17 protein-coding genes are annotated in these 25,582 nt (G+C 70.8%); 11 read left to right on the plus strand and 6 right to left on the minus strand.

From position 1 onward, the window contains the following. Nucleotides 1–86: 86 nt before the first annotated feature. A complete protein-coding gene (locus IT355_14125) occupies nucleotides 87–872 on the minus strand; it encodes an IclR family transcriptional regulator (GenBank protein MCC7054401.1) in 786 nt (261 codons plus the stop codon). 802 nt (nucleotides 873–1,674) lie between these two features. On the opposite strand from IT355_14125, the gene IT355_14130 reads away from it, so the two are divergent. Genes IT355_14130 through IT355_14145 form a run of 4 tightly spaced genes read left to right on the plus strand, consistent with a single transcriptional unit; the run spans nucleotide 1,675 to nucleotide 10,107 of the window. Further along, nucleotides 1,675–4,581 carry a protein kinase gene (locus IT355_14130; protein ID MCC7054402.1) on the plus strand — a complete coding sequence of 969 codons (2,907 nt, stop codon included), beginning with the start codon at nucleotides 1,675–1,677 and terminating at the stop codon, nucleotides 4,579–4,581. 28 nt (nucleotides 4,582–4,609) lie between these two features. After that, on the plus strand, nucleotides 4,610–5,038 hold the full coding sequence (locus tag IT355_14135; GenBank protein ID MCC7054403.1) for a hypothetical protein: 429 nt from the start codon (nucleotides 4,610–4,612) through the stop codon (nucleotides 5,036–5,038). 46 nt (nucleotides 5,039–5,084) lie between these two features. Next, nucleotides 5,085–8,117: a caspase family protein gene (locus IT355_14140; protein MCC7054404.1), complete on the plus strand. Its 3,033-nt coding sequence runs from the start codon at nucleotides 5,085–5,087 to the stop codon at nucleotides 8,115–8,117. Nucleotides 8,118–8,166: 49 nt separating this feature from the next. Continuing rightward, a complete protein-coding gene (locus tag IT355_14145) occupies nucleotides 8,167–10,107 on the plus strand; it encodes a caspase family protein (protein ID MCC7054405.1) in 1,941 nt (646 codons plus the stop codon). Between the two features lie 44 nt (nucleotides 10,108–10,151). On the opposite strand, the gene IT355_14150 is transcribed toward IT355_14145, so the two are convergent. Next, on the minus strand, nucleotides 10,152–10,544 hold the full coding sequence (locus tag IT355_14150; protein MCC7054406.1) for a VOC family protein: 393 nt from the start codon (nucleotides 10,542–10,544) through the stop codon (nucleotides 10,152–10,154). Nucleotides 10,545–10,808: 264 nt separating this feature from the next. Then, a complete protein-coding gene (locus IT355_14155; GenBank protein MCC7054407.1) occupies nucleotides 10,809–13,085 on the minus strand; it encodes a M28 family peptidase in 2,277 nt (758 codons plus the stop codon). Nucleotides 13,086–13,797: 712 nt separating this feature from the next. On the opposite strand from IT355_14155, the gene IT355_14160 reads away from it, so the two are divergent. From IT355_14160 to IT355_14170, 3 genes are all read left to right on the plus strand, one after another. Then, nucleotides 13,798–14,190: a P-II family nitrogen regulator gene (locus IT355_14160; GenBank protein ID MCC7054408.1), complete on the plus strand. Its 393-nt coding sequence runs from the start codon at nucleotides 13,798–13,800 to the stop codon at nucleotides 14,188–14,190. 103 nt (nucleotides 14,191–14,293) lie between these two features. After that, a complete protein-coding gene (locus IT355_14165; protein MCC7054409.1) occupies nucleotides 14,294–15,067 on the plus strand; it encodes a gamma-glutamyl-gamma-aminobutyrate hydrolase family protein in 774 nt (257 codons plus the stop codon). Between the two features lie 57 nt (nucleotides 15,068–15,124). Then, nucleotides 15,125–16,600, plus strand: a complete 1,476-nt coding sequence (locus tag IT355_14170; protein ID MCC7054410.1) for a hypothetical protein — start codon at nucleotides 15,125–15,127, stop codon at nucleotides 16,598–16,600. A gap of 235 nt (nucleotides 16,601–16,835) precedes the next feature. On the opposite strand, the gene IT355_14175 is transcribed toward IT355_14170, so the two are convergent. The 3 genes from IT355_14175 to IT355_14185 form a co-directional block, all read right to left on the minus strand. Beyond that, complete coding sequence (locus tag IT355_14175) at nucleotides 16,836–17,753, minus strand: hypothetical protein (GenBank protein MCC7054411.1); 918 nt, start codon at nucleotides 17,751–17,753, stop codon at nucleotides 16,836–16,838. Nucleotides 17,754–17,866: 113 nt separating this feature from the next. Next, the gene (locus IT355_14180; GenBank protein ID MCC7054412.1) at nucleotides 17,867–19,567 is read right to left on the minus strand and encodes a GMC family oxidoreductase; all 1,701 of its coding nucleotides are present in this window, start codon (nucleotides 19,565–19,567) and stop codon (nucleotides 17,867–17,869) included. Further along, nucleotides 19,564–20,130 carry a gluconate 2-dehydrogenase subunit 3 family protein gene (locus IT355_14185; GenBank protein ID MCC7054413.1) on the minus strand — a complete coding sequence of 189 codons (567 nt, stop codon included), beginning with the start codon at nucleotides 20,128–20,130 and terminating at the stop codon, nucleotides 19,564–19,566. The genes IT355_14180 and IT355_14185 overlap by 4 nt, the downstream gene beginning before the upstream one ends. Nucleotides 20,131–20,640: 510 nt before the next feature. Between IT355_14185 and ppk1 the strand changes: the two genes are divergently transcribed. The 4 genes from ppk1 to IT355_14205 all read left to right on the plus strand — a co-directional run bounded on the left by ppk1 (nucleotide 20,641) and on the right by IT355_14205 (nucleotide 25,565). Then, nucleotides 20,641–22,713 carry a polyphosphate kinase 1 gene (gene ppk1, locus IT355_14190; protein MCC7054414.1) on the plus strand — a complete coding sequence of 691 codons (2,073 nt, stop codon included), beginning with the start codon at nucleotides 20,641–20,643 and terminating at the stop codon, nucleotides 22,711–22,713. A 216-nt stretch (nucleotides 22,714–22,929) separates the two neighbouring features. After that, on the plus strand, nucleotides 22,930–23,229 hold the full coding sequence (locus tag IT355_14195) for a response regulator transcription factor (GenBank protein ID MCC7054415.1): 300 nt from the start codon (nucleotides 22,930–22,932) through the stop codon (nucleotides 23,227–23,229). A 129-nt stretch (nucleotides 23,230–23,358) separates the two neighbouring features. After that, on the plus strand, nucleotides 23,359–23,919 hold the full coding sequence (locus tag IT355_14200) for a DUF4199 domain-containing protein (protein ID MCC7054416.1): 561 nt from the start codon (nucleotides 23,359–23,361) through the stop codon (nucleotides 23,917–23,919). Between the two features lie 125 nt (nucleotides 23,920–24,044). Then, nucleotides 24,045–25,565 (plus strand): DUF3300 domain-containing protein, encoded by a 1,521-nt coding sequence (locus tag IT355_14205; protein ID MCC7054417.1) that lies wholly within the window; start codon nucleotides 24,045–24,047, stop codon nucleotides 25,563–25,565. Nucleotides 25,566–25,582: the final 17 nt, after the last annotated feature.

The raw sequence follows: 25,582 nt of genomic DNA on the forward strand, positions 1-25,582 counted from the left end.
GCATCCGCAGCGTCGCACCAACATCGGTGTCTCTGCATCAATGCGCCAGCCCGGCACCGCACCAGCGCCAGCCCCTGCCGCACGACTCAGCCCGCGACCGCCCGCGCCCCCACGTCATCCGACCGCAACGTGGCTTCGAGCGCCCGGTAGGCCAGCGCCACCTCTGCAGCGGCCTGAGCCACCAGCGCGCCGAGCTCCTGCACCCGGGCGTCGGTCAGGCGCGATGCCGGACCGGCAAGCATCACGGAGGAGACGACTGAACGCCCGGGATTTCTCACCGGGGACGCGACACCGACATCGCCATCCCGCCAGGCCCCCCCGCGCATCACGGACACACCCGCCTCCCTCGCATCCAGCAGCGCGCCATCGAGCGCCGCTGGATCCGGGATCGCCGTGGCCGTGGCTGACGCCAGCGAACCGCGCAGCATCGTGCGCCGCTCCTCATCGGGCAGCGCCGAAAGGATCGCGCGACCGCCGGCCGTGGCATGCAACGGCGTCCGCTCGCCCAGCAGCGGTGACACCGGTGACCGCGGCCCATCCGCCATCGCGGACAGCACCGCGTGCGAATCGAGGCGCACCAGCAGCGCCGCCGTCTCCTGTGACTCCCACGCCAGGCGCTGCAACACCGGGTACGCCGCGCGCTGCAGGGCCGTCGAGCGCTGCGCGATCACGCCGAGCGACGCCACGCGCAGCCCGAGCCGGTAGCGGCCGCTCGCGCGATCCGTGTCGATGAAGCCGGCCCCGCTGATCCGGGAGAGCAGGCGGTACGAGGTGCTGCGTGGGATGGACAGCGCGTTCGCCACGTCGGCCGCCGCCCACTCGGGCCGCTCCGGCGTGAACAGCGCGAGGATGGCGTTCAGTTTCTCGATCATCGTGACGGCACCAGCGCGCGGAAACACGCCGTCACCACGCCCACCGCTGCCTCACCCGGCCCGCGCGCACCAGTCGGCGCCACGCACAACTCGTACTGCGGAATGCTCGCTCTTGCGGTTGACATCAACCTCACCGGACGGTTGCACTCGACAGGAATCCCCTGTCACTGTTGCGCATGGTCGCGCACCCTAGCTGCGCGATGCTGTCGTCCGGTTGAGTGTCGCGGCATGGCGGATAAAGTATCCATGCAGCACTGATCCCAGAACGTGAGACCATCACTCGGTCAGCGACTGGAAATGTTACGACCCAAACGGCGGACTGTGCAAGAGTGCGCGCCATGCACGGGAACGTACATGCGCAGCGTGTCGTGCGTTGCGCGTTGTGACGACGTGGTGCACTGGCCGTGTGTTGCGTGCGCGTACTCGCGCGGCCGTGCCACTGGTGCCTGTACCACCCAAGGCAGCGAGCGAATTGCAGTCCCAGATTCTGAGCCCACGAGACGACGACGCGATGCCTGCATTGAATCTAGTGGTGTGCGCAGCCTGGCGGCGTGACGATCACCCGCGAGGACGCCGACGGCCGCACCACCGCACCACCGCAACACCGCGGCGCCGCGTCACCACGCCGTCACGAACACGCCACGCGACCGGACACCGCGCGGCCCCCGGCAGACGGCGCAAATGACGACCCGGGCATGTCCGCCGGGCCAGCCCCACGCATCTCGCGCCCGCCCGGTCTCCGCCGTCGGAGCGCGCGCGGGTGCCGTGGCTCGATCGTCGACACGCACATATCCTTGGCACTGTGACGACGCCCAATCTCCCTGGTGATCCTCCGCCGGAGAGCGCGGTCCGGCTCGCCGGGATCATCGCCGGCCGGTACGAGATCCAGCGGCAGATCGGCGAGGGGGGCATGGCCACCGTCTACCTCGCGCGCGACCTCAACCGCGACACCCTCGTCGCCCTCAAGGCCCCCCGGCCCGAGTTGGTGCTCCAGCTCGGTGGCGAACGGTTCCTGCGCGAGATCCAGATCACCACGACGCTGCAGCACCCGCACATCGTGCCGGTGCTCGATGCCGGGAGTGACAACGGCGTCCCCTTCTACATCATGCCGTACATCCAGGGCGAGACCCTCGAGCAGCGGCTGAAGCGCACCGGGCCGCTGCCGGTGCAGGAGGCGATCGCCCTCGCCGGTGACGTGCTCGACGGGCTCATGTACGCCCACCGTCTCGGCTTCGTGCACCGGGACGTGAAGCCGTCGAACGTCATGCTCTCCAACGGCCATGCGCAGCTCGCCGACTTCGGCATCGCCAAGGCGGTCGAGCGCACCGACAACCGGAAGCTCACCGAGTCGGGGTTCGCCCTCGGCACGGCCGAATACATGAGCCCCGAGCAGGCCGCAGGCGAGGCGCACCTCGATGGGCGCAGTGACCTCTACAGCCTGGGCTGCGTGATGTACGAGATGTGCGTCGGGGCACCGCCGTTCACCGCGCCCACCGCACGCGGCGTCATGGCGCGGCACTTCGTGGACCCGGTGCCAAGCATCCGCACCGTGCGCGACACGGTGCCGGTGAAACTCGAGGCGGCGATCTTCACGGCGCTGGCCAAGACGCCGGTGGACCGCTTCGCCGATGCCGAGGCGTTCAGGGCCGCACTGAAGGACCCGACGCTGCACGACGCCGTCGCCGTCACGGCCGGCCCGGCCGCGGTCCGGCGCGCACGCACCTGGAAGGCGGCCGTCATCGCCGGCACGATGGTGGCGGGCTTCTCCGCGTTCACGGTCTGGCGCACGGCCGCGTCGCCCGGCGGGTCGCTCGATGCCACCCGCGTGATGGTCTATCCCTTCGTGGCCGCCGAGGGGCTGGGCGGGGCGCGTTCGATGGGGGAAGACGTGGCGACGATCATCGGCAACGCACTCGACGCTGCTGAGCCGCTGCGCTGGATCGACGGCTGGTCCGTCATGGACGAAGCCTCGCGCGCCGACATCCGCAGCTTCACACATGACAAGGCGCGCCGGCTGGCGCGCACGCGTCGCTGCGCAACCTTCGTGGAAGGCCGACTCACCCGGCACGGCGCCGACTCCGTGTCCGTGACGCTGTCGCTCTGGGATGCGCGGGCCGACACGCTGCTCTCCACCGAGTCGGCCACCGGCGCAGCCGCCGACCCCTGGCGCCAGGGACTGCGCGCCGTGAGCCGCATCCTGCCGAAGCTGATCACCGGCTCCGACCCCCGGTTCGAGGCGGAGTGGAAGGATCGCCGGCCCGGTGCGGTCGCGAACTTCCTCCTCGGCGAGGCGGCCTACCGCCGTGCGCGCATGCCCGACGCGCTCGCACACTTCCGCAAGGCCGTCGGACTCGACTCCACCTTCGCACTCGCGGCGCTGCGCGGCGCGCAGGCAGCCAGCTGGGCACACCGCAGCACCGAGGCGGCGTCGATGGTGCGCCTCGCCCTCGCGCAGCCGCTCCCGCCACGCTATCGCAACTTCGCACTCGGTGTCTCCGCCTACATCGACGGCTGGGCCGATTCCGCCGCCACCTACCTCTCGTCGGCCATCGCGGCGGACAGCGAGATGACGGTGGCCTGGATGCAACTCGGTGAGACGTACGTCCACCTGCTTCCGCTCCGCGGGAATCCCGACTCGCTGGCCGAGCGCGCCTTCGCCATGGCGCAACAGCGCGACTCGACGTCGGCGGCGATCCTGTTCCACCCGCTGCAGCACCGGCTCGTCACCGGCGACACGGCGGGCGCCACGCCGCTCATGGCTCGCTTCCTCGCCGCGCAACCGGACAGTGAGCTGCTGGGATCGCTGCTGATCGTGGACGCGTGCGTCCGTCGCGGCCCTGCGGGCGTGAACTGGACCGAGCGGGCACGGCGCCAGCCACTCGCGACCCTCGCCGCCGGCCGTGATCTGCTCGCCAGCGCGCGACCGGGCTGCGCGAAGGCGGCCTTCGACGCCATCCTCGCGGTGGACACGGGCAGCACGCCCGAGGCCGATCCGCGACGCTTTGCGGCCCTCATCGGCGTCCAGGCACTGGCGCTGCAGCGCAATGCACCCGACGCAGCCTCGAGCGCAATCGATGCGTTCGTCACCAGGTGGGGCGCCGGGAAGTCCATCTATCTCCTCGTCGCCCCGTACGCGCCGGCACTGCTGCCGCGCGCCGAGGCCATCGCGCAGGAAGACGAGGCGCAGTACGGCGCGGCGTATGCGCAGTACCCGTACCCGCGCCGGCTCTGGGAGCTCGGCGCGCTGGAGCTCGCGCGGGGACGGCCCGACATCGCCGCGCGCATCGCCACCGCGCTGCTGACGCGTGCGTTCCCCGAGGATTCGGCGTATGCGCGCGTGCGGGGAGCGTCACTGACCGCACTCGTGCAACTGGCCCGGGGCGACACGTCCGGAGCCGAGTCGGCGCTGAGGTCGCTGCTGGCGCGCAGCGCGCCCGCGTCGGAGCTGCAGTGGGAGGAACTCGCACCGCTCGGCGCGGAACGGCTGGCGCTGTCGCGGCTGCTTCTCGCGCGCAAGGCGTACGCGGAGGCGATCGACGTCGCGAGCGTGTTCGACTCGCGTGCGTCACTCATCTTCGCGCTCTACCTGCCGGCGAGCCTCGAGCTCCGGGCGGCGGCGGCGAAGTCGCTTGGCAATTCGATCTCCGAGTCGCATTATCGGAATCGACTGGCTGCGCTGCGCAATCCGCCGCAGGGCACCGGCTCGTAGTTCCCTCTCCTCCCCCGAGGGTTTTCGCATGGCGATCGCACGCGCAGGCGCACCAACCAGCAAGGGGCGTGGTCGGGACACCACCGCCGCACCCGCACCGAACAAGGGGGCCGGTCGGGACACCACCGCCGCACCCGCGCCGAACAAGGGACGCGGTCGGGACACCACCGCCGCACCCGCACCGAACAAGGGACGCGGTCGGGACACCACTGCCGCACCCGCACCGAACAAGGGACGCGGTCGGGACACCACCGCCGCACCCGCGCCGAACAAGGGGCGCGGTCGGGACACCACCGCCGCACCCGCACCGAACAAGGGGGCCGGTCGGGACACCACCGCCGCACCCGCGCCGAACAAGGGGGCCGGTCGCGGCGGCGCGACGGCGCCTGCGAAGAAGGCGCCTGCCCGGAAGGCCGCCGCGAAGACGGTCCCGAAGCAGGCCGGCACTCGGAAGTAGCGGGAGCGCGCGACCGTCATCACCCACAACCCGGTACACGCAGACGATGCCAACTGAACCATCCGGCAGCGTGCGCCGCGCGTTGCTGGTCGGGATCAACGCCTACTCGAACCGGCCCCTCGGCGGCTGCATCGCCGACGCCGAGCTGGTGGCGACCGTGCTGCAGGAGCGCTTCGCCTTCGAGCGGGCGAACGTCACGCTGCTCCGCGATCGCGAGGCCTCGCGGGAGGGCCTGCTCGCCGCCCTCGACACCCTCATCGACGCCACGCGCGACGGTGACACGGCGTTCGTCTACTACGCCGGCCACGGCGCGCTCGCCCCGAGCCCAGACCTGAGCGAGGCCAGTGGCTCGGAGAGCACGTTCTGCGTCTGCGAGGATCCGCGGGAGGACATCTACGACGACGAGTTCGGGGCACGGCTCACAGCCCTCGCCCGCCGCACGAGGCACACCGTCGTCGTCGCCGACTGCTGTCACTCGGGCACGATCGCACGCGATGCCGGCCGCGGCACGGCCCGGAGCACCACACCCGTCCCGCCCGGACCGCGCGCAGCGAAGGACTATGGCCGCCACGCCGCGACCGACGAGTCCGCGCGCGCCGCCGCGCGGTACGTGCTGATCGCCGGCTCGCGCGACGACGAGGAATCGAAGGAGGTGGATGTCGCGGGCGACGGCAGCATCACCCACGGCGCCCTCACCTGGGCACTCACGCGTGAACTGATGGCCTGCGCGCCGGGCACCACCTGGCGTGACGTGTTCCAGCGCGTCGCCGCCGCCGTCACCGGGAACAACCCGGCGCAGCATCCGCAGCTCGAGGGCGATGCGGATCTGGAGATCTTCGGGGTACGCACATCCCCCGGTCTGCCGTCCGTCCCTGTGCTGGAGCGCAGCACCCGGCAGGTGCTGCTCGGCGGCGGTGCCATCCACGGGCTCACGGTCGGGTCGCAGCACCGGATCTTCCCGCAGGGCACCAGGGCCGGTGACGCGGTCGAGCCGCTCGGCACGGTCGAGGTGACGCGCGTGACCGGCATCACGGCGCGTGCCCGCATCACCGGCGAGGCAGCCGACGGCGCCATCGTGGCCGGCACCCGCGCCGCCCCGATGTCGGCCACCACCGTCGCCCAGGTGCTGGCGCTCACCAACACCGCCCCGGAGAGCCGGATGGCGGGCGGCGTCACACTCGAACTGCTGCGCAGCGACGACGGCAGGACCTTCACACCGGCGCGGGCCGATAGCAGGCGCGGCATGCCCGTGCTCGAGACCGGGGACAACTTCACGCTCCGGATCACCAGCACGCTGCAGGATGCCGTCTTCGTGAACCTGTTCGCGTTCAACCCCGAGGGGGGGATCGACGCGCTCACGCCAGGCGCCGCGAACCAGCTCGCCGCCGGCGGCACCTGGGACCTGTCCGAGGCGCTCGGTGGCGGCTTCGACGTGACATGGACTGGCGACGATGCCGTGCAGTCGTTCAAGCTCTTCGCGTCGAAGGAGCAGGTGGACCTCTCGGGGCTCACGCGCCTCGACCATCCCACGCGCGGTGAGGCGTTCACGGGCCATGTCAGCGCCACTGACTGGACCACCGTCACGCTCACGACGACGCTCCGTCGCCGCATCGCGCTCGACGGCCGGGGAGCGGCCGATGTCGCGGGTGCCACGGTGACCGCACGCGGCATGACCGGCACCATCAGGGGCCTTGGCTCGGCACCGGACGTGGCCGCCATCACCGCGCCCGATTCGCCCCTGGCGCGGGCGCTGGCGACACATGGCGCCATCACGCAGCAGTCACTGGTGCTCACCGACGCCGCCGCCACGCCGGCCGCGCGCGACGGCACCGCCACGCCGCCGCAGCTCACGGTGCAGGTGCCCGACCCGGGCGAGGGCTACGCGCAAGTCGCGATGGTGACCGACGCCTCGGGCCTCGTCTCTTGGCACTTCGCGCCGGACCGCGACGCGGCCCCGGCCACGCGCGATGGCAGCGTGCCCACGCTGCGCACCCGCACCTTCACCTTCGACGCCACGCCGTCCAGCGCGCCCGGTGACTCACCCGCGAGTCGCGGCGTGCTGCTGGCACTCGGCCAGAAGCTGATCAACATCTACGCCTTCCCGCTCGGGAAGGCGGTCGTCGCCTACGCCGCCAGCACCGTCGGCGAGCGCATCGAGCTGGATCGCACGCCGTATCGCGTGCGCACCTTCCAGCCCACCGACTACGCGACCGGTGAGGCGCGGGAGTTCGCGACCGCCGACTGGGAAGCCCTCGGCCGCGGCCGTGCCCTGCTGATGATCCATGGCACCAACAGCCGCACGCACACCGCGTTCGGCGGCCTGCCGCGCGAGTTCGTGGAGGCGATGCACGTGAAGTACGAGGGACGCGTGTTCGCCTTCGACCACCCCACGCTCACCCACTCGCCGCGGCAGAACGTCGAGACGCTGCTCTCGCTGATCCCCGATGGCCTGCAGCTCGACGTGGACATCATCTGCCACTCCCGCGGTGGCCTCGTCAGCCGCGTGCTGGCCGAGCGGCAGGACGCGCTCGACCTCGGCACGCGGGGCATCCGCGTGGGCGCGATCGTGTTCGTCGGCTCGCCGAACGCCGGCACCGCGATGGCCGACGAGGCATGCATCGGCGACTTCCTCGACACCTGCACCAACCTGCTGAACCTCGTGCCCACCAACGGCGTCACCGATGCCCTCGGGCTCGTGCTGACCGGCGTGAAGCTGGTGGCCACCGGGCTCTGGTCCGGGCTCGCGGGGCTGCGCGCCATGCAGCCGTCCGGCGACTTCGGCACCTGGCTCGCCGAGGGCACGCAGGGCCACGACACGAAGTACTACGCGCTCGCCTCCGACTTCTCCAGCGCGCGGGGCGGTGCGCTCGGGGTGCTCGCCGAGAAACTCGCCGGTCGCGTGTTCAAGGGCGCACGCAACGACCTCGTGGTGCCCACCGACGGCGTCTACGCTGCGAACGGCTCGCGCTTCTTCCCCATCGACGGGCAGGTCGTCTTCAGCGACGAGGATGGCGTGCCGCACACCGGGTTCTTCCAGTTCCCGCGCACGACGGCGCAGATCACCACCTGGCTGGCCTGACGGCCTCCTTCATCACGCGGCCGCCCGGTCGCCTGTCCCGCGGACGACCATGCCACGCATCCACGCGCTGCTGGTGGGCATCAACGAGTACACCGCGATCTCGCCGCTGCACGGCTGCGTGGCGGACATCGAGTCGGTCGAGGCGCTGCTGCGCTCGCGCATCACGGCACCCGACGGGCTGGCACTGCAGGTGCTGCGCAACGCCGAGGCCACCCGCGCGGCGATCATCGCCGGCTTCACCGCGCACCTCGGCCAGGCGGGTCCGGGAGACATCGCCCTGTTCTATTTCTGTGGCCACGGCTCGGACGAGGCGAGCCCCGAGGAATGGCGCGGGCTCGCGATCGGCGGCAGGAACCAGACCATCGTGCCGGTGGATGCACGCGTGGGTGACACGTTCGACATCGCCGACAAGGAACTCAGCGCGCTGATTCACGGGGTGGCCGCGACGGGTGCACAGGTGGTGGTCGTGCTCGACTCGTGCCACTCCGGCGACGCGACGCGCAGCGGCGGCGATGGCGCGGCGGTGGCGGTGGGCGACAACGGCGTGCCCCGGATGACGGCCGCCGCGACCGGTCGCACGCGCACGCTGGCCGACTACCACGAGGCGGCACGCACGCTCTACGATCCCGCGCTCCTCGCGTCGGGGCAGCAGCCCGCACCGGCCCACATCGCGATTGCGGCGTGCAGGGACGACCAGCTCGCGAAGGAGTTTCCCGTGAGTCCACCGCCCCGGCGGGGTGTGTTCACCATGGCGTTCGTCGAGGCGGTGACGGCGCTGGGACCGACGGCGACCTACGCCGACCTGATCACCGTGATCCGCGCGCGGGTCCGCGCGAACGCGAAGGACCAGGTGCCGAACATCACCGTCTCCGGCACCGCCAGCGCCGCCACGCTGTTCCTGGGTGGCACCGCCGGACGCATCGAGCTCACGCTCGACCATGCGGACGGGACCTGGTGGCTGTCATCCGGCGCCATCGATGGCATCGTGGCGCCGGCGGGCGGTGCCGGTGGCACGACGATCGACATCCATCCGCGCGGCTCACTGGTGGGTGGACGGCCGAGCGTGTCGCCGCTCGCCACCGGCACGGTGACCAGCGTGGACGTGCACCGGTCCGCCATCACGGTGGGCGGCAGCGCCGCCGCACTCGACACCGGCACGCAGTACCACTGCACGATCAGCGCGATGACGCCGCCGGCGCTGCAGGTGACGGTCGCCGGTCCCGATACGGCCGGCGTCGCCGCCGTGCGCAGCGCGCTCACCGGCGCGGCGGGCCGGTCTGCGCTGGTGGAACGGGCCGATGGCCACCCGACCGCTGTGACGGTGCAGGTGGAGGGTGGAACGGCGCGCCTGCACGGCGCCGACGGCACGCCCCTGTCGGGAGCCGAGGTCGCGGTGGATGCGACCGGGCTCGCGCGGCTCACCAACGCGTGCACACACCTCGCCCGCTGGCACGGCACGCGGGACCGCAGCGCACCCGGCTCGACATTCAACGACACCGTGCTGATCGAGGTGCTGCCGGCGCTGCCCGGCGAGACGACCCTGCGCGCCGGCCAGGCGCCGCTCGAGCCGGGCCTGGAAGGCATCGCGCTGTCCTACGCCGGCGATGCACCGCCGCGCGTGCAGTTCCGGCTGCGCAACACATCGAACGCCAGGCTGTACGTCGCGCTGTACGACCTCACGGACCGGTTCGCGTGTCGCGTGATGTTCGATGGCTGGCTGGCCGCCGGCGACATCAGGCAGGTGTACGCGAAGCCCACGACCATCTCCATCCCCGAGGGCCGCGAGACCTGCGTCGACCTGCTCAAGCTCTTCGCCGCGAAGGACGACTTCCTGCCGCACACGCTCCTGCTGCCGGACCTCTTCGCGCCGGAGAGCAAGCCACCGAAGCCGGGCTCCACCCTCGCCACGCGCGCGCCGTTCACGCTGCGCGTGGCCACGGACACCTCCGTCTGGGGCACCACGATGCTGCGCATGGTGACCCGCCGCTGACGCGCGGCGGTGGTCGTCAGGCCGTGATCGTCAGGCCGTGATCGTCAGGCGGTGACCTCGACCCGGTTGCCATCCGGGTCCAGGACCACGCTCTCGTAGTACCCATCACCGGTCCGCCGCGGCCCGTCCACCACCGGCACGCCGTCGCCGTGCATCCGCGCCGTCAGCGCATCCACCGCCGCCTCGCTGCCCACCGAGACGGCAAGGTGCGCAATCCCCAGCCGCTGCGCCCCGGGCACCGCCGCCACCAGGTCCAGCGTCGTGGTGGTCATGATCTCCAGCCGCGCCCCGCCATCGGTGAACACCAGGAACCGCGACGCGAACCCCTTCGCGTCGTTCCGGTACAACACACCGGCCTCGGCGCCGAAGTACGTCACATAGAACTTCGCGCTGCGATCGAGATCTTCGGTCCAGAGTGCCACATGCTCAATGCGCACACGTCCTCGTTCGGTGATGGTTCAGTGTCTTGAACTGCTTCAACGCAAAGACGCAAGGGGCGCAAAGAGTTCTGCGCGGTTCGCGCCTCTCTGCGGAGCACGGGGCGTCGAGAAGGCTGGGGGAACTGCAACTGCAACCGCAGTTCCCCTCATTTTCGATGTTCCTCGCGCGAGCGACGGTCGCCGCGCGCCAGCACCCTTTGCGTTCCTTGCGCCCTTTGCGTCTTTGCGTTGCAGCTGTTCAAGATGCCGGTGCCACGACGATCACGGAATCGGCTTCGACCCAGTCGCCCGCTCGAGCAGCGCAGCCGCCCGCGCAATGAGGTCTGACTCGCGAAGCAAGGCCGCGGCGAGTTTGGTGATCTGCTCGTCCGCCAGCTTCCAGTCCTTCTGCTCGATCGCCTCGCGCACGCCCGGCATGGTCTTCACGCCGTAGCCCGTGTAATAACCCGGCGCGTACAGCGCGTGCTGATACCACGGCCGCTTCGGCAGCCCGCCCGGGATCAGCAGCACCTGGTCGGTCTGCCGCAGCAGCGCATTCACCTGCGCCAGTGCCGCGCCGGTGGCACTGCTGGCGGGGAGCGAGCCGTAGGCGCGCTCGTAGCGCTCGGCCACGCGCGCCAGTGAGTCGGTGGCGTTCTGGATGGCGGCGAAGTTCAGGTGTGGCGCCGGTGCCTGCGCGACCGGCGCCTTCTCCGGGCGTCGCGGGTCGGCCATGATGTTGAAGAAGCCCTCCGAGATCCGCTGGTTCAGCTCCTCGATCTCCTTCGCCGTCGTCTCGCGCAGCGACGTGACCTCACCCAGGTACCGCTTGGCGGTGCCCGACAACCCGCTGAACTCCGCCGGCAGCAGGTCGGCGCTGGCCACACGCATCACCATCATGCCGGCCACCTGCGCCAGCGCGCGCCCGTACACGAACGACGTGTCGCTGAAGCGCGTGTACCAGGTGAACGTGTCGTAGATCGAGTGGTAGATGCCGCCCCCATCCTCGCCACCGAAGCCGATGTTCAGCGTCGGCACGCCGGCGAACTGCAGGAACGGCGTGAAGTCGGACCCCGACCCCAGCGCGTCGATGCGCAGGTCACGTTGCGTGCGCGCGTCGGCGTTGCCCCCCATCACCCCCGCCATCCGCTGCCGCTGCAGCACCGACACGTTCGTCTCCGGGTCGGTCACCTCGCCGGCCACCTCGGTCACGAAGCGCTCCATCGCGTGTGACCCCGCCGCGCCGAGCACCCCGCGACCGTTGCCGTCGGTGTTCAGGTAGAACACCCCCTTCGCGCGCATGTCGGCAAGGTGCTCCTCCACCCATTCGGTGGAGCCGAGCAGCGACGGTTCCTCACCGTCCCACGCCATGTAGACGATCGTCCGCTTCGGCTTCCATCCCTGCTTCACCAGCTCGCCCAGCGCCCGCGCCTCCTCCAGCTCCGCCACCATCCCCGAGATCGGGTCCTCGGCACCGTTCACCCAGCCGTCGTGGTGGTTGCCGCGCATCACCCACTCGTCGGGCAGCGTGCTCCCCTTCAGCGTGGCGATCACGTTGTAGAGCGGCGTCTGCTTCCAGTCGAACTCCAGGCGCAGGTGCACGCGGGCGCCACCGGGGCCGAGTCGGTAGGTGATCGGCAGCGCACCGCGCCACTCGGGTGGTGCCACCGGGCCTGTGAGTGCGGCCAGCAGCGGCTGCGCATCGGCGTACGAGATCGGCAGCACCGGGATCTTCATGATGGTGACCGCATCCTTGCGATCCAGCCGCGTCGCGCCGGGGGATGCACCCACACCCGGCGTGAGCGGGTCACCGGGATACGTGGGCATGTCCAGCACGCTGCCACGCTGCACACCATCCTTCGGGCGGTACGGCCCGTCCGGATACGTCTCCCCCTCGGCATAGCCGTCATCGCGGGGATCGGAGTAGATCAGGCAGCCCACGGCGCCGTGCTCGTACGCCACCTTCGGCTTGATGCCGCGCCACGATCCGCCGTAGCGCGCGATGACGATGGCGCCCTTCACCGAGATGCCGCGCCGCTCCAGCAGTTCGTAGTCGGCCGGCACGCCGTAATTCACGTACACCAGCGGCGCCGTGACATCACCCTCGCCCGAATACGCATTGTAGGTCGGCAGTTGCTCGGCACGCTGGCTGGTGCTCGGGTCCTCCCGCAGCACCGGCTCCTCGAGGCGGGCGCGGAAGCGTGACGGCGCAACCATCTCCAGCACGCGCACCCGCGGTGTCGGGAAGAGCACGTCGAACCGCTCGATGCGTGCGTCCCAGCCATACGACGCGAACTGGTCGCGCAACCACTCCGCGTTGTCCTTCCCGTACGGTGAGCCCAGGTGGTGGGGCCGGGCGGCCAGCCGCCGCATCGCCTCGCGCATGCGTGCCGGCTCGGGAATCGCCCGGAAGCGCGTCTCCCACTCGCGCTGCGTGCGCGCGCTGGCAGTGGTGAAGCCGCGGATGGGAGGATCCTCGAGCGGGCGGGCGGCTGCGAGGAGCAGCGGCAGGACCAGCGCCGGGAGCGCGGCGCGGGACAGACGTCGGGTGGCAGACATGAGGCCTGGCGGGGGAGCGTGGGCGGGCAGCACCTGTACGCCGGCAGCGGCGGGAGGCACGGACAATCCTCGCGCCCAGGGCAGGCAACCACAACGCCGCGCCGCAGGCGACCTGCGGCGCGGCGGAGCCATGCACGAGCGGAGGATCAGGCGGTGCGCCGACGCCGCATCGCGAGCACGTGCGACGAACCCGGTGCCGGGGACGGCGCGGGCCGACGATTGCGGCGCCATGCGGGCCCCCCCGGGATGAACGCCGAACGCCCCGCCGTGCGGGAGGGCACGGCGGGGCGTCTACGGCCGACCGCGTCGCCAGCCGGTGCCGGTGGTGTCAGTCGACCCGAAGGTCGGGAGGCGCCCCAGCATGAAGAGTGACGTATCGGCGCCGGGACGATTCTCACGGAGGCGCCTTTCCACGCGAAGGCGCTACCTCATACAATTGCCGAGTTCGCTTACGGAAACTGCGCATCTCGCACGAAGCTCCCGACAAAGACGCAGAAATACCACGAAAAAGCGATGCAACCTTGAACACGACTGCAGAATCTGCAAAATTCCGGCGGCCGCGCAATTCCGTTCGGGCAAATTCGACTCAGAGTCATCACCCCGGTTCGGAGCAGATTCGACTCAGAGTCACCACCCCGCATCGGACTCGGAGTCAGCCCCCGGAACCCGACCGCGCAGCCGGACCCGCCTGTCACCCCCCCGGAGCCAGCCCATGAAGCTCATCACCACCATCATCCGCCCAGAACGCCTCGCCGACGTGAAGGAAGCCCTCTTCCGCGCAGGCGTGACCGGCATCACCCTCAGCCGCGTCAGCGGGCACGGCGGGGAAACCGAGGTGGTCGAACACTTCCGCGGCACCTCGGTCGTCATCGAGTTCCACGAGAAGGTGAAGATCGAGATGGCCTGCTCCGAGCCCTTCGTCGAACCGGCCATCGCCGCCATCGTCTCCGCCGCCCGCACCGGTGGCGTCGGGGACGGCAAGATCTTCGTCGTCCCCCTGGAGCGGGTCGTGCGCATCCGGACCGGCGAGGAGGATGTCGCGGCGCTCACCCCCGTCACCGCCGACCTGGTCCAGCGCCACGCCCTGGGCGCCGCCGCCGCCTGAAGCGACCTCGAGCGAGCGCAACCATACGGGAGGCGAATCGTCGTGCCGATACAGGTATATTGAACCGGCCGTCAGAGGCACGCCGTCCCTCATCCCGCTGCACATGGCCCGCTACCGCCCGCTCATCGCCGTCACGACCCAGACCCTGCAGTCCATCGACGGCATCCCTGCCGGCCTGCCGCAGTCGGTCGTCATGAACCAGCGCTACTACGTCGCCGTGTCGCTCGTGGGCGCCGTGCCCTGCCTCGTCCCCCTCCTGGACGACGACGAGGATACGCTGCGCGAACTCTACGAGCGGGTCGATGGCATCCTCGTCCCTGGCGGCGTCGACATGGACCCCAGCACCTACGGCGAGACCCCGCACCCGAAGCTCGGCAACGTCGACCCGTCCCGCGACCGCACGGAAATGCTCATGGCACAGTGGGCGGTCGCCGACAAGAAGCCCTACCTCGGCCTCTGCCGAGGCGCCCAGGTGCTCAACGTCGCGCAGGGCGGCTCTCTCTGGCAGGATCTCGACGCCCAGTACGACGGTGCCATCAAGCACGACTATTTCCCGACCAGCGGCTTCGATCGCGATCACCTCGCCCATGAAGTCGCCATCGCGCCACGATCGCGCCTCCGTCACGCCCTCGAGGTCGACCGCTTCAGCGTCAACTCGATGCACCATCAGGGGCTGAAGACCATCGGCCGCGGCCTCGCCGCCACCGCCGTCGCCCCGGACGGGCTGGTCGAGGCCGTCGAGCTCGACGACGAGAACGCGTTCATCGTCGGCGTCCAGTGGCACCCAGAGGTCTTCGAATTGACGGACCCGCACACACGGCACCTTTTCAAGGAGTTCGTGGACGCGGCCGCCGCCTGGCGCCACGCCCAGGGGTGACGCCGACGCGGGACGCTCCGTGACGCGGCGCATCTTGACGCCGCGCCCGGAGCCTCGATGTCGATCGCGATCACGCGGGACACCTTCAGCGACGATGACTACGCGCGCTTCGCGGCGCGCCTCGCCGAGCAGGTCGCGCATCTCGCACGCACCTGCCGGCGTCCCGGCTTCGGTGACGGCCCCGCCACCATCGGCGCCGAACTCGAGTTGCCCCTCGTCGGACCCGACTGGTGCCCGCAGCCGTGCAACCTCGCCGTCCTCGCCGAGCTCGCGGACCCGCGTGCCACGGTCGAGATCGCGCGCTTCAACCTCGAGCTGAACCTCACACCGCAACCCGCAGCCGGCACGCCGTTCACCGCACTCGGCGCGGAGATGCACACCCTCCTGCACGCACTCGGCACCGTCGCCGCACGACACGATGCGCGCGTGCTGCCAATCGGCATCCTTCCGTCGGTGCGGCACGCCGACGTGACGCACACCGCGATGACCGACCTGCCGCGTTACCGCGCGCTCGAACGCGCCGTGACGCGCCTGCGCGGTGCCCCCGCCCACATTCGCATCGTCGGCGAGGAACCCCTCGCGATCGAGGATGACGGCGTCATGCTGGAGGGGGCCAACACCTCCTTCCAGGTGCACCTGCGCGTCCCCGCGTCAGAGTACGCCGACACCTACAACGCAGCGCAGCTCGCCACCATCATCGCCGTCGGTGTCGGCGGGAACTCGCCGGTGTTCCTCGACCACCTGCTCTGGGACGAGACGCGGATCGCCGTCTTCAAGCAGAGCGTCGATGCCCGCACGGCGGGCGATCTCGCCTGGCACCGGCCGGCGCGCGTGGCGTTCGGGCACGGCTGGGTGCGACGCAGCGCGCACGAGCTCTTCGCCGACGCCGTGCGCATGCACCCGCCGATCTTCCCCGTCTGCGACGACGAGGAGGACGCCCCCGACGCCCCGGTGCCCAGGCTGGCGGAGCTGCGCCTGCATCTCGGTACCGTCTGGCGCTGGAACCGCGCCATCTACGACTGCACCGGGGACGGCCACCTGCGCATCGAGTTCCGCGCGCTGCCCGGTGGACCCACGGTCACCGACATGCTGGCCAGCGCCGCGTACATGCTCGGCCTCACCGTCGGCCTGCGCGACGACATCGACATGCTGGTCCACGGCATGCCGTTCGCGCTGGCCGAGACGAGCTTCTATCGCGCGGCGCGCGACGGGATCGACGCGCGGATCCTCTGGCCTGCGGTCAGTGGCGTGTCTCCGCAGGAGTGCAACCTCCGGACCCTCGCGCTGGCCCTGCTCCCCGTGGCCGAGCGCGGGCTCACGACGCTCGGTGTCGACGCGGGCGAGCGCACCCGCCTCCTCGGCGTGATCGCCGACCGCGTCACGACCGGCCAGACCGGCGCACGCTGGCAGCGGAATGCGCTGCATGCGCTCAGGGCATACCTGCCACGCCCGGCCGCGCTCGCTGCCCTCGTTGCCGCCTACGCCGCACGCGCCGACACCGGTGCGCCGGTGCACACCTGGTCGCCGGTCTGAGACTGGCTCGCGCCGACTGGACCGATGCACGAATCGGCTCCCACGGTTCTCACGGAGCCACGGCGCGCACGGAGGTCACGGAGAACTGCAACAACTTCGTTGGGAACTGCTCGTGCGGACCCGCGCGCTGCCTCGCGCGAGCGGTTCCCAATGCCGTTTCTGTGCTCCGTGGCCTCCGTGGCTCTGTGGGAACAACACCCGCACACGCACCAACCAACGCCCCGTGTCGCTGCCCTCAGCTCACCGACGCCAGCGCATCCCGGAGCACCTGCGCCGACCGTGCGAGCCCCGCCTGCTCCTCGGCCGAGAACACCGGCGGCACCACCTGGACGGCGCCACCGGCATCCAGGATCGCCGGCAGCGACAGCGCGATCCCCTCGACGCCTGCGGCACCGGACTGCACACGCGACACCGTCTCGATGCGCCGCTCGCCGCGCAACGAAGAGCGCAGCAGCGACGCGGTGACGAGCCCGATGGCATGGTTGGTGGCCCCCTTCCGCCGCAGGATCTCGAACCCGGCCTTCCGCACCGTCTCGGCGATCACCGGCTCCCGCTCGCGCGTCCAGCCGGGCCATTCGCGCAGCGGCAGCCCGGCGATGTGCGCTGACGACCAGAGCACCACCTCGGAGTCACCATGTTCACCTACCACCTGTGCATGCACCGAGCGCGGGTCCACGCCGATCTCCTCGCTGATCGCCTGCCGCAGCCGGGCGGTGTCGAGCATCGTGCCGGTGCCGATGACCCGTTCCGGTGGCAGGCCGGAGCTGCCGCGCATCACATACGTCAGGACGTCCACCGGATTCGTCACCATCACGATCAGGCCCTCGTAGCCGCGCAGCGCCGCCCCGATCTCGCGCACGATGCCGACGTTCCCCTGCAGCAGCTCGAGTCGTGACTGCGCCGGCGTGCCACCGCGTCCGGCGGCGATCACCACCGCATCCGTCGTGCGCATTTCGTCGAGCGACACGGCGCGCACACTCGCCGACGGGTAGAACGCGGCGCCCTGCGCCAGGTCCATCGCCTCGCCCTCCGCGAGCTCCGCACGCGCGTCGGAGAGCCGGAGTTCCGTCGCGAACCCGGCCTGCAGCACCGAGATGGCGACACTCGCGCCGACCCAGCCTGTCCCGATCACTCCCACCGTCGATCCTGCCATGATCCCCGTCTCCGTGCTGGCGCCCGCTGTCGTGCCCGGCGGCAATCACCGCCACGCCGTGCGCGCGCCTGCAGGAGTGTACTCTCCCCACCATCAGCCGCGCGCTGCCGCGATCAGAGCCTCCCGCGCCGCAGCTCGCCGGCGGCATGCGCCACCGCCCGCGCGGTGAGTGCCATGTAGGTCAGCGACGGATTCTGCGATCCGCTCGACGCCATGCAGGCGCCGTCGGTGACGAACAGGTTCGGCACCTCCCATGCCTGGTTCCAGCGGTTGAGCACGGAGGTCCTGGGGTCACGACCCATCCGCGCCGTGCCCATCTCGTGGTTGGCGTTGCCGGGCGTGCTCGGGCCGTGCGTGTGCACACGGATGTCGTGCGCGCCGGCCGCCTCCAGGAGTTCCGACGCCGTCACTCCCATGTCGCGGTGGATGGCGAGCTCGTTCGCGCTCCACGCCGCCTCGACATGCAGTGACGGGATGCCCCACCGGTCACGCAGGGTGGGATGCACCGTGGCGCGGTTGGACTCCCGCGGCAGCATCTCACCGTAGCCGTTGAACGTCATGCTCCACGGCCCGAGGCGGGTGAGCTGCTGCTTGAAGGCCGCGCCAAGTCCAGGGGCGCGGGCCGCCGCTTCCCATCCCCCGCGGCCCGCGCCACCCTGGAAACCGTAGCCGCGTGTGAAGTCGGGGTGCCGGTCCGCCACGTTGCGGAAGCGCGGGACGTAGATGCCGTTCGGCCGAGCGCCGATCACGCGCCGGTCATCGAACCCGTCCACCCGTCCCGTGGCGCCACCCCACTTGATGTGGTCCATCACGTTGCGCCCCACCTGGTCGCTGCCGTTGGCGAGTCCGTCCGGGAATTGCGGCGACGCCGAGTTGAGCAGCAGCCGGGCGCTCTCGAGGGCGGAGGCACAGAGGAACACCACCCGCGCCGTGAAGGCGTGCTCCTCGCCGGTCTCCGCGTCGATCACGTGCACCCCACGCACGCGGCGGCGCCGGCGATCGAGCACCAGCGATCGCACCACGCTGAACGGCCGGAGCGTCATCCGCCCGGTGGCCTGCGCCACGGGCAGGGTGGCATTCACGCTGCTGAAGTACGAGCGCGTGGTGCAGCCCCGCTCGCAGGGGCCGCAGTAGTGGCAGGCGCCACGGCCGTTGTGCGGCACCGTGAGCACCGCCACGCGCCCGATGGTGAGCACGCGCTCGCGGCCGTAGCGCGCCGCGATCCGGTCACGCACATGCTGCTCCACGCAGTTGAGCGACATCGGTGGCAGGAATTGCCCATCCGGAAGCTGCGCGAGCTGTTCCGCCTGCCCCGACACGCCGATGAACCGCTCCACGTGATCGTACCACGGCGCAAGGTCGGCGTAGCGGATGGGCCAGTCCACGCCGATGCCGTCGTGCAGGTTGGCCTCGAAGTCGAGGTCACTCATGCGGTACACCTGCCGTCCCCAGACGGTCGACTTGCCACCCATCTGCCGGGCGCGGAACCAGTCGAATCGCCGCGCACCCTCGGGCGTCGAGTAGGGGTGGTCCACGTCATCCACCCAGTAGCGGCGGCTGATCTCGTCGAAGCTCACCGACCGCTGCTGCACCGGCTGCCGCTCACCGATGGCCCGCCGGTCGTTGAGCCCGCGGAACGGCATCTCGAACGGGGCCACATGCTCGCGTGCATCACGCTCCGCCACCAGTGGCCGGCCGCCCTCGAGCACCAGCGTCCGGAGGCCCAGCCGCGTGAGCTCCATCGCCGCCCAGCCACCGGTCATGCCACTGCCGATGACGATCGCGTCCCAGTCACGTGCGATCGGCGCGGTCATGCGCCCACCCGCGCATTGCCGTCATAGTGCATCGGCATCGGCCACGTGTGCAGCGTGTCCCGCATCCCGGGCTCCGAGGTGCAGTAGCCCCACACGGTGAGGTACTTGAGCATCGCGAACCAACGCTGGTTCGCCGACGGATCGCGCGCCTCGCGCAGCGCCGTCACCGCGTCGTCGAAGTGCTGCAGCATGGCTACCTGGTCGGCGGCGCCCGCCGTGACGAAGTCCGGCTGCCCGCGCGCCCGCGCGCGACCATCGAGCTCCGCCACGCCGGCCAGGAACCGGTCACGGTCGTCGGCCGGATACCACTGGTCGAGCATCCGCTCGATGAACGCCGCGACGCCGGCCTCGGTGGCACCGGGCGTGTCGGTGGCCGGGATGATCAGCGCTGCGGCGACCTGCACGGTCAGGGCGGCGTGGGCATCCATCACGCGCGCCTGCGGCACCTGCGGCGCACGATGCGCGTCGGCCCCCATCGCGAGCAGTTCCGCCGCGGACCGCTGGCTGAACACCGCCAGTCCGCCGGTCGCCATCATCCATCCGATCAGTTCACGTCGGTCCATTCAGGCCTCGCGCTCCGGTGCATCGTGCGGTGTGCGGTGGTGCAGGCGTTCGGGACGCTGCGGGGTCCGGGATCGAAGGGAATCGTGGTTCGGGACACGCGTGTGGCTCGCTGGGGTGGTGTCCTGGGAGGTATCGCAGGTTCCCACGGAGCCACGGAGTTCACGGAGCGCACGGAGTAGAGCAAAAGCATTTGGGGAATGGCGGTGCAGGACGGGTATTCCGGCGCTGCACCGGCTTCTCTGGGAGTACCGAGCAAGATCGTACGACCGCTGCCTGTCACCCGCAGTTCCTTCAGCCCTTCCTCCGTGACCTCCGTGCGCTCCGTGGCTCCGTGGGAACCGACGATCTCCCACAGCACACCCGCCCCGCGAATCCGGCAGTCTCGCAACCCAGCCTGTCCCGCGAATGTCGGTTGTGACACTGCAGCACTCACGTACATTAGCGTCCATGCGACCAACCGGACGACGGGACATCCCGGTGCACCCCGGCCGTTCCGGACGGCGGGCGGCGTGAGCGCCGAGGACCCCGCGTTCCTGAGCCCCGAACTCAGCCTGCTGGCATTCCAGTGGCGTGTGCTCGCGCTGGCGCAGGATCCCCGAACCCCGCTGCTCGAGCGGCTGCGCTTCCTCGCGATCGTCACCAGCAACATCGACGAGATCTACATGGTGCGCATGGCCGAGCTCCGCGAGGCTGCGCGCGCCGGTCACGATCCCGACACCCTGCCCGACGAGGGCGACGGCCTGACCCCGGCGGCCCGGCTGCAGGCGGTGGAGGCCGGACTCGCGGCACTCGTCGACGCACAGTCGGCATGCGCGGCCGACTGCCTGGCGGCGGCGGAGTTGCACGATGTGCGGCTCGTGCGCTGGGACGACATCACCGACGCGGAACGTGCGGCGCTGCGCGACCGCTGCCGCGAGGAGATCCACCCCGGCCTTGCCCCGATGGCGGTGACGCGCAGCCCCGGTGTGCCGCTGCCCCACCTTCCCCATCTTGGCCTCTTCATCGGGATCGTCTACCAGACGCCGGGCGACGCGCGACCACACCTCGTCGAGCACGAGCTGCCGACCGACGTGCCGCGCCTGCTGCCGGTGCCCGGTCGCGACGGGACGCTGATTCCCGTGGAGGAGGTGCTGCGCGCCAATGCCGAGCTGCTGCTGCCCAGTGCCGACGTGGACGGCGTGTATCTCTTCCGCGTGACCCGTGGCGGCGAGCTGCCCCTGCAGGACGAGGACGCCGGCGGGCTGCTCGACGCCGTGGCACTCGCGACACAGCGCCGGCCGTACAACCCGGCCGTGCGCGTGGAAGTGGAGGCGGGCACGCCACCGCCGGTCGCCGCGCTGATCCTCGACAACCTCCACCGCGACGCCGCCGGTCGCGCGACGGCCGCCACCGTGACCGAGGTGCAGGTCGTGCACGGCCTGCTGGACCTGCGCTGCCTGCCGGCGCTGCCCCTGCCGCGCGGCGCCGGCACCGAGTTCCCGCCGATGGCATCCTGCGACGGGCTGAACGACGACATCTCGATGCTGGACATGATGGCGCGTGGCGACATCCTGCTGCACCATCCCTTCGACTCGTTCGACGACAGCGTCGTGCGGTTCTTCCAGGATGCCGCCGGCGATCCCGCCGTCACCCGCATCGCGTGCACCCTCTACCGCGTCGGCTCGCCGTCACCGATCGTCGAGGCGCTGGTGGCGGCCGCGCGCGCCGGCAGGCAGGTCTTCGCGCTCGTCGAACTCCAGGCGCGCTTCGACGAGGAGCACAACGTGCAGTGGGCGCGCGCGCTCGAGAAGGCGGGCGGCCGCGTGGTGTACGGGCTGCCGGGCCTCAAGGTGCACGCCAAGCTGGCGCTGGTCGAGCGGACCGAGGGTGGCATGGCCATGCGGTATGCGCACATCGGCACCGGCAACTACAACCCGCGCTCCGGCCGGCAATACACGGACCTGAGCCTGTTCACGGCCGACCCGTCGCTCACCCGGGACGTCGCGTCGGTGCTCGACGCGCTGGCAGGCGCGGCCACGCCCGGACGGCCCCCCGCCGGCGAGGTGCTCGTCGCGCCCGAGACGCTGCTGCCCGGGGTACTCGAACGCATCGAGCGCGAGACGGCGCACGCGCAGGCCGGCCGCCCGGCACGGGTCACCATCAAGGTCAACGGACTCGCGGACCGCGAGGTGGTGCGCGCGCTGTACCGCGCCTCGCAGGCCGGCGTGCAGGTGGACCTCGTCGTGCGTGGCATCTGCGTGCTGCGCCCCGGCGTGCCCGGCCTCTCGGAGACCATCCGCGTCCGCTCGGTGGTGGGTCGCTTCCTCGAGCACTCGCGCGTGTACCGGTTCCTCAACGGCGGCGATCCCGACTACCTCATCGGCTCCGCCGATCTCCGCCCGCGGAACCTCCGGCGCCGGGTGGAGGTGCTCGTCCCCGTGCGCGATCCGTACTACCGCGAGCTCCTCGACACCCTCCTCGAGCGCTACCTCGACGACGGCACGGCCTGGGAGCTGGACGGCACCGGCCGCTTCACGCCCCGCCACGGGGATACCCCGTCCGCCCAGGAGCGCTACGTCGCCGACGCCTTCCCGGTGCAGTGAGCGAAGGGGCACCTTTCCGTCGTGACCCCACCCGCCGCCCCGCCCTCGTCGCGATGGACCCTCGTCCGCCATGCGCTGCTCTACGGCGCCATCGGCGGCGTGCTGATCGTGCTGCTCCAGTTCGCGCGATACCGCTACCTGATCTTTGCCCACGCCTTCGAGGTCTACGGCGTCCTGGTCGCGGTGGTCTTCGTCGCCATCGGCCTCTGGTTCGGGATGACGCTCACCGGGCGGCCGGAACGCGTCGTCGTGCAGGAGGTCCAGGTCCACGTGCCCGCCGCGCCGGTGCCGTTCACCCCGGACCCGGGCCGGCGGGAGTCACTCGGCATCACGAAGCGTGAACTCGAGATCCTCGAGCTGATGGCCGCCGGGCTCAGCAACAAGGAGATCGCCGACCGCATCTTCGTCAGCGAGAACACGGTCAAGACGCACTCCGGTCGCCTCTTCGAGAAGCTCGGCGCCCGGCGGCGCACACAGGCGGTGAAGGCAGGCCAAAGCGCCGGACTGATCCCGTAGGCCCCTCTGACGGTCCCCCGAAAGGATGATTTTCCCGGCGACGGCGAAAAATCATGCCAACGGGTGACGCCGCGGGCTGACGCTGCGACCTACCGTGGCGCTCACTTCCTCTCTCTCCCGGAGCGTCCCATGCGTCAGACAGTCCTCAAGTACGGCTTCATCGCCGGCGGTATCCTCTCGGCCCTGCTCACGGTGACCGTGGCGGTGCCGACCATGCTCGGCATCGAACCCAGCCTGCCGCTGGGCATGGTGATCGGCTACACGACCATGCTGGTCAGCTTCCTGTTCATCCACTTCGGGATCCGGTCATACCGTGACACGGTGCTGGATGGATCGGTGCGCTTCTGGCAGGCAGCACGGGTGGGCCTGCTGATCGCGCTCATCGGCGCGATCTGCTACGCGGCCACCTGGCAGGTGGTGTACCGCACCTTCCTCCCCGACTTCGCCGAGAAGTACGGGCAGGCCGCGGTGATCGCCGCTGAGAAGCGTGGGGCGTCGGCCGCGGAGATCGAGAAGACGCGGAGCGAAATGGCGGAGTTCGCGGTGATGTACCGGAATCCGCTCTACAACTTCGGGATCACGCTGCTGGAGCCGGCGCCGGTGGGGATCCTGGTGGCGCTGATCAGTGCCAGGATCCTGTCGCGGCGGCGGCGGGAGCCACTGTCCACGCTGGGCACCGCACTGTCCTGAAAACGAGAAACAGGGACGGCGCTGAATCGCCAACATGTTGTCCTGCAACTAGTTAGCTGCGGGAATGGGACATGCGTCCGGAGACTTTCGACAGGGCCGTTCCTGTCTTTACCCGGAGTGGCACCATGATCCGTCGACCGTTCGTCCTGTTCGCCGCCGCCTCGCTCGTGACCGTCGCCCAGGCCATCCCGGCTGTGGCGCAGGAGAGCAGGCCGCAGGTCGAGTACTCTGACGAGCTGGACCGCTACTCTGCGGACCAGCTCGACAACCTCGTCGGATCGATCGCGCTGTACCCAGACGCCCTGCTGGCGCAGGTGCTGGTGGCGGCGACGTTCCCCGACCAGGTCGAGGAGGCCGCGCGATTCGTGCGCAGCAACGGCACCTCGGACATCGACGACCAGGCGTGGGACGTGAGCGTCAAGGCGGTGGCGCACTATCCGTCCGCCCTCAACATGATGGCCGACAAGCCGGACTGGACCGCCGCGCTGGGCCGCGCCTACGCGATGCAGTCGAGCGAGGTGATGGCCGCCGTGCAGCGCCTGCGCCGGATGGCGGACGCCCAGGGCAACCTGCGCACCACCCCGCAGCAGGTGGTCACGCGCGACGAGGAAGACTACGTCATCGCGCCGGCACAGCCGCGGGTGATCTACGTGCCGGTCTATGATCCGTACGTCGTCTACACCCGCCCGATCTTCGGCGTCAGCTACTACTCGTCGTTCTGGTCGTTCGGCATCGGTTTCCCCATCGGCGGCTGGCTGTCGTACGACTGCAACTGGCGCACGCGCAGCGTCTACTACAACGGCTGGGACACGTCGTACCACGGGTATGCCGGCGGCTGGCGCTCACGCTCGCGACCGTACATCCAGGTGACCAACGTCTACGTGAACCCGCGTTACCGGAACGTCTACATCAACCGTGACGTCATCCGGCGCCGCGTGGAGTACCGCAACGTCGACCGCTATCCCGGCGTGCACCGCGACACCCGCTTCGGGCGCGACGGCGGCTCGGTCTACCGCAGCGGCAGCGACTCGCGCCGCAATGTCGCGCGCGGCAGTGACTCGCGCGGCAGTGACTCGCGCCGCAGTGACGTGCGCTACGACGATGGCCCGCGCTACGATGCCGGTCGCCGCAGCACCACGCCCGACCGGTCGCGGTCCGACGCCGGTGACGGCCGCGGGCGGAGTGACGCCGGTCGCGGCCAGGATGCCTGGAACCGTGATCGCCAGTCGCCGCAGCAGCCGTCGCAACAGCCGCAACGCGACGGCCGGCAGGCCGGTGCGCCGGCGACCGATCGCAGCGGCTGGGATCGCGGCGTGAACCGCGCCGGGACGTGGGGTCGTGACGACACCCGGGGCGGGCAGCCGTCGCGCAGCCAGCAACAGGCGCCGCCACAGGAGGCCCGCCAGGGCTACGGCGTGCCGGACCGGTCCCGTGACGCCGGCCGCGGCCAGGATCGCGGTCCCGCCGGGGGCGCCCGCCAGGAGCAGGATCGCCGCGAGGCGCCGATGATCAATCCCCGTCGCGCCGAGTCGCAGGGGCGGCCGCAGGGGGGCGGGCAGCCGCAGCAGGGTGGTGGCCAGCGTGGTGGCAGCCAGGGTGGCGGACGCGGTGGTGATCGCAGCGGGCGGGAACGCCCGGCGGTGTGAGCGGGCGCCATCCTGCG

Source organism: Gemmatimonadaceae bacterium (assembly GCA_020851035.1).
GTDB lineage: Bacteria > Gemmatimonadota > Gemmatimonadetes > Gemmatimonadales > Gemmatimonadaceae > JACMLX01.

Bases quoted from the DNA above. Each gene is read 5' to 3' on its own strand.
- IT355_14125 (MCC7054401.1), bottom strand. From the start codon at position 872: ATGATCGAGAAACTGAACGCCATCCTCGCGCTGTTCACGCCGGAGCGG.
- IT355_14135 (MCC7054403.1), top strand. From the start codon at position 4,610: ATGGCGATCGCACGCGCAGGCGCACCAACCAGCAAGGGGCGTGGTCGG.
- IT355_14140 (MCC7054404.1), top strand. From the start codon at position 5,085: ATGCCAACTGAACCATCCGGCAGCGTGCGCCGCGCGTTGCTGGTCGGG.
- IT355_14145 (MCC7054405.1), top strand. From the start codon at position 8,167: ATGCCACGCATCCACGCGCTGCTGGTGGGCATCAACGAGTACACCGCG.
- IT355_14155 (MCC7054407.1), bottom strand. From the start codon at position 13,085: ATGTCTGCCACCCGACGTCTGTCCCGCGCCGCGCTCCCGGCGCTGGTC.
- IT355_14160 (MCC7054408.1), top strand. From the start codon at position 13,798: ATGAAGCTCATCACCACCATCATCCGCCCAGAACGCCTCGCCGACGTG.
- IT355_14165 (MCC7054409.1), top strand. From the start codon at position 14,294: ATGGCCCGCTACCGCCCGCTCATCGCCGTCACGACCCAGACCCTGCAG.
- IT355_14170 (MCC7054410.1), top strand. From the start codon at position 15,125: ATGTCGATCGCGATCACGCGGGACACCTTCAGCGACGATGACTACGCG.
- IT355_14175 (MCC7054411.1), bottom strand. From the start codon at position 17,753: ATGGCAGGATCGACGGTGGGAGTGATCGGGACAGGCTGGGTCGGCGCG.
- IT355_14180 (MCC7054412.1), bottom strand. From the start codon at position 19,567: ATGACCGCGCCGATCGCACGTGACTGGGACGCGATCGTCATCGGCAGT.
- IT355_14185 (MCC7054413.1), bottom strand. From the start codon at position 20,130: ATGGACCGACGTGAACTGATCGGATGGATGATGGCGACCGGCGGACTG.
- IT355_14195 (MCC7054415.1), top strand. From the start codon at position 22,930: ATGACGCTCACCGGGCGGCCGGAACGCGTCGTCGTGCAGGAGGTCCAG.
- IT355_14200 (MCC7054416.1), top strand. From the start codon at position 23,359: ATGCGTCAGACAGTCCTCAAGTACGGCTTCATCGCCGGCGGTATCCTC.
- IT355_14205 (MCC7054417.1), top strand. From the start codon at position 24,045: ATGATCCGTCGACCGTTCGTCCTGTTCGCCGCCGCCTCGCTCGTGACC.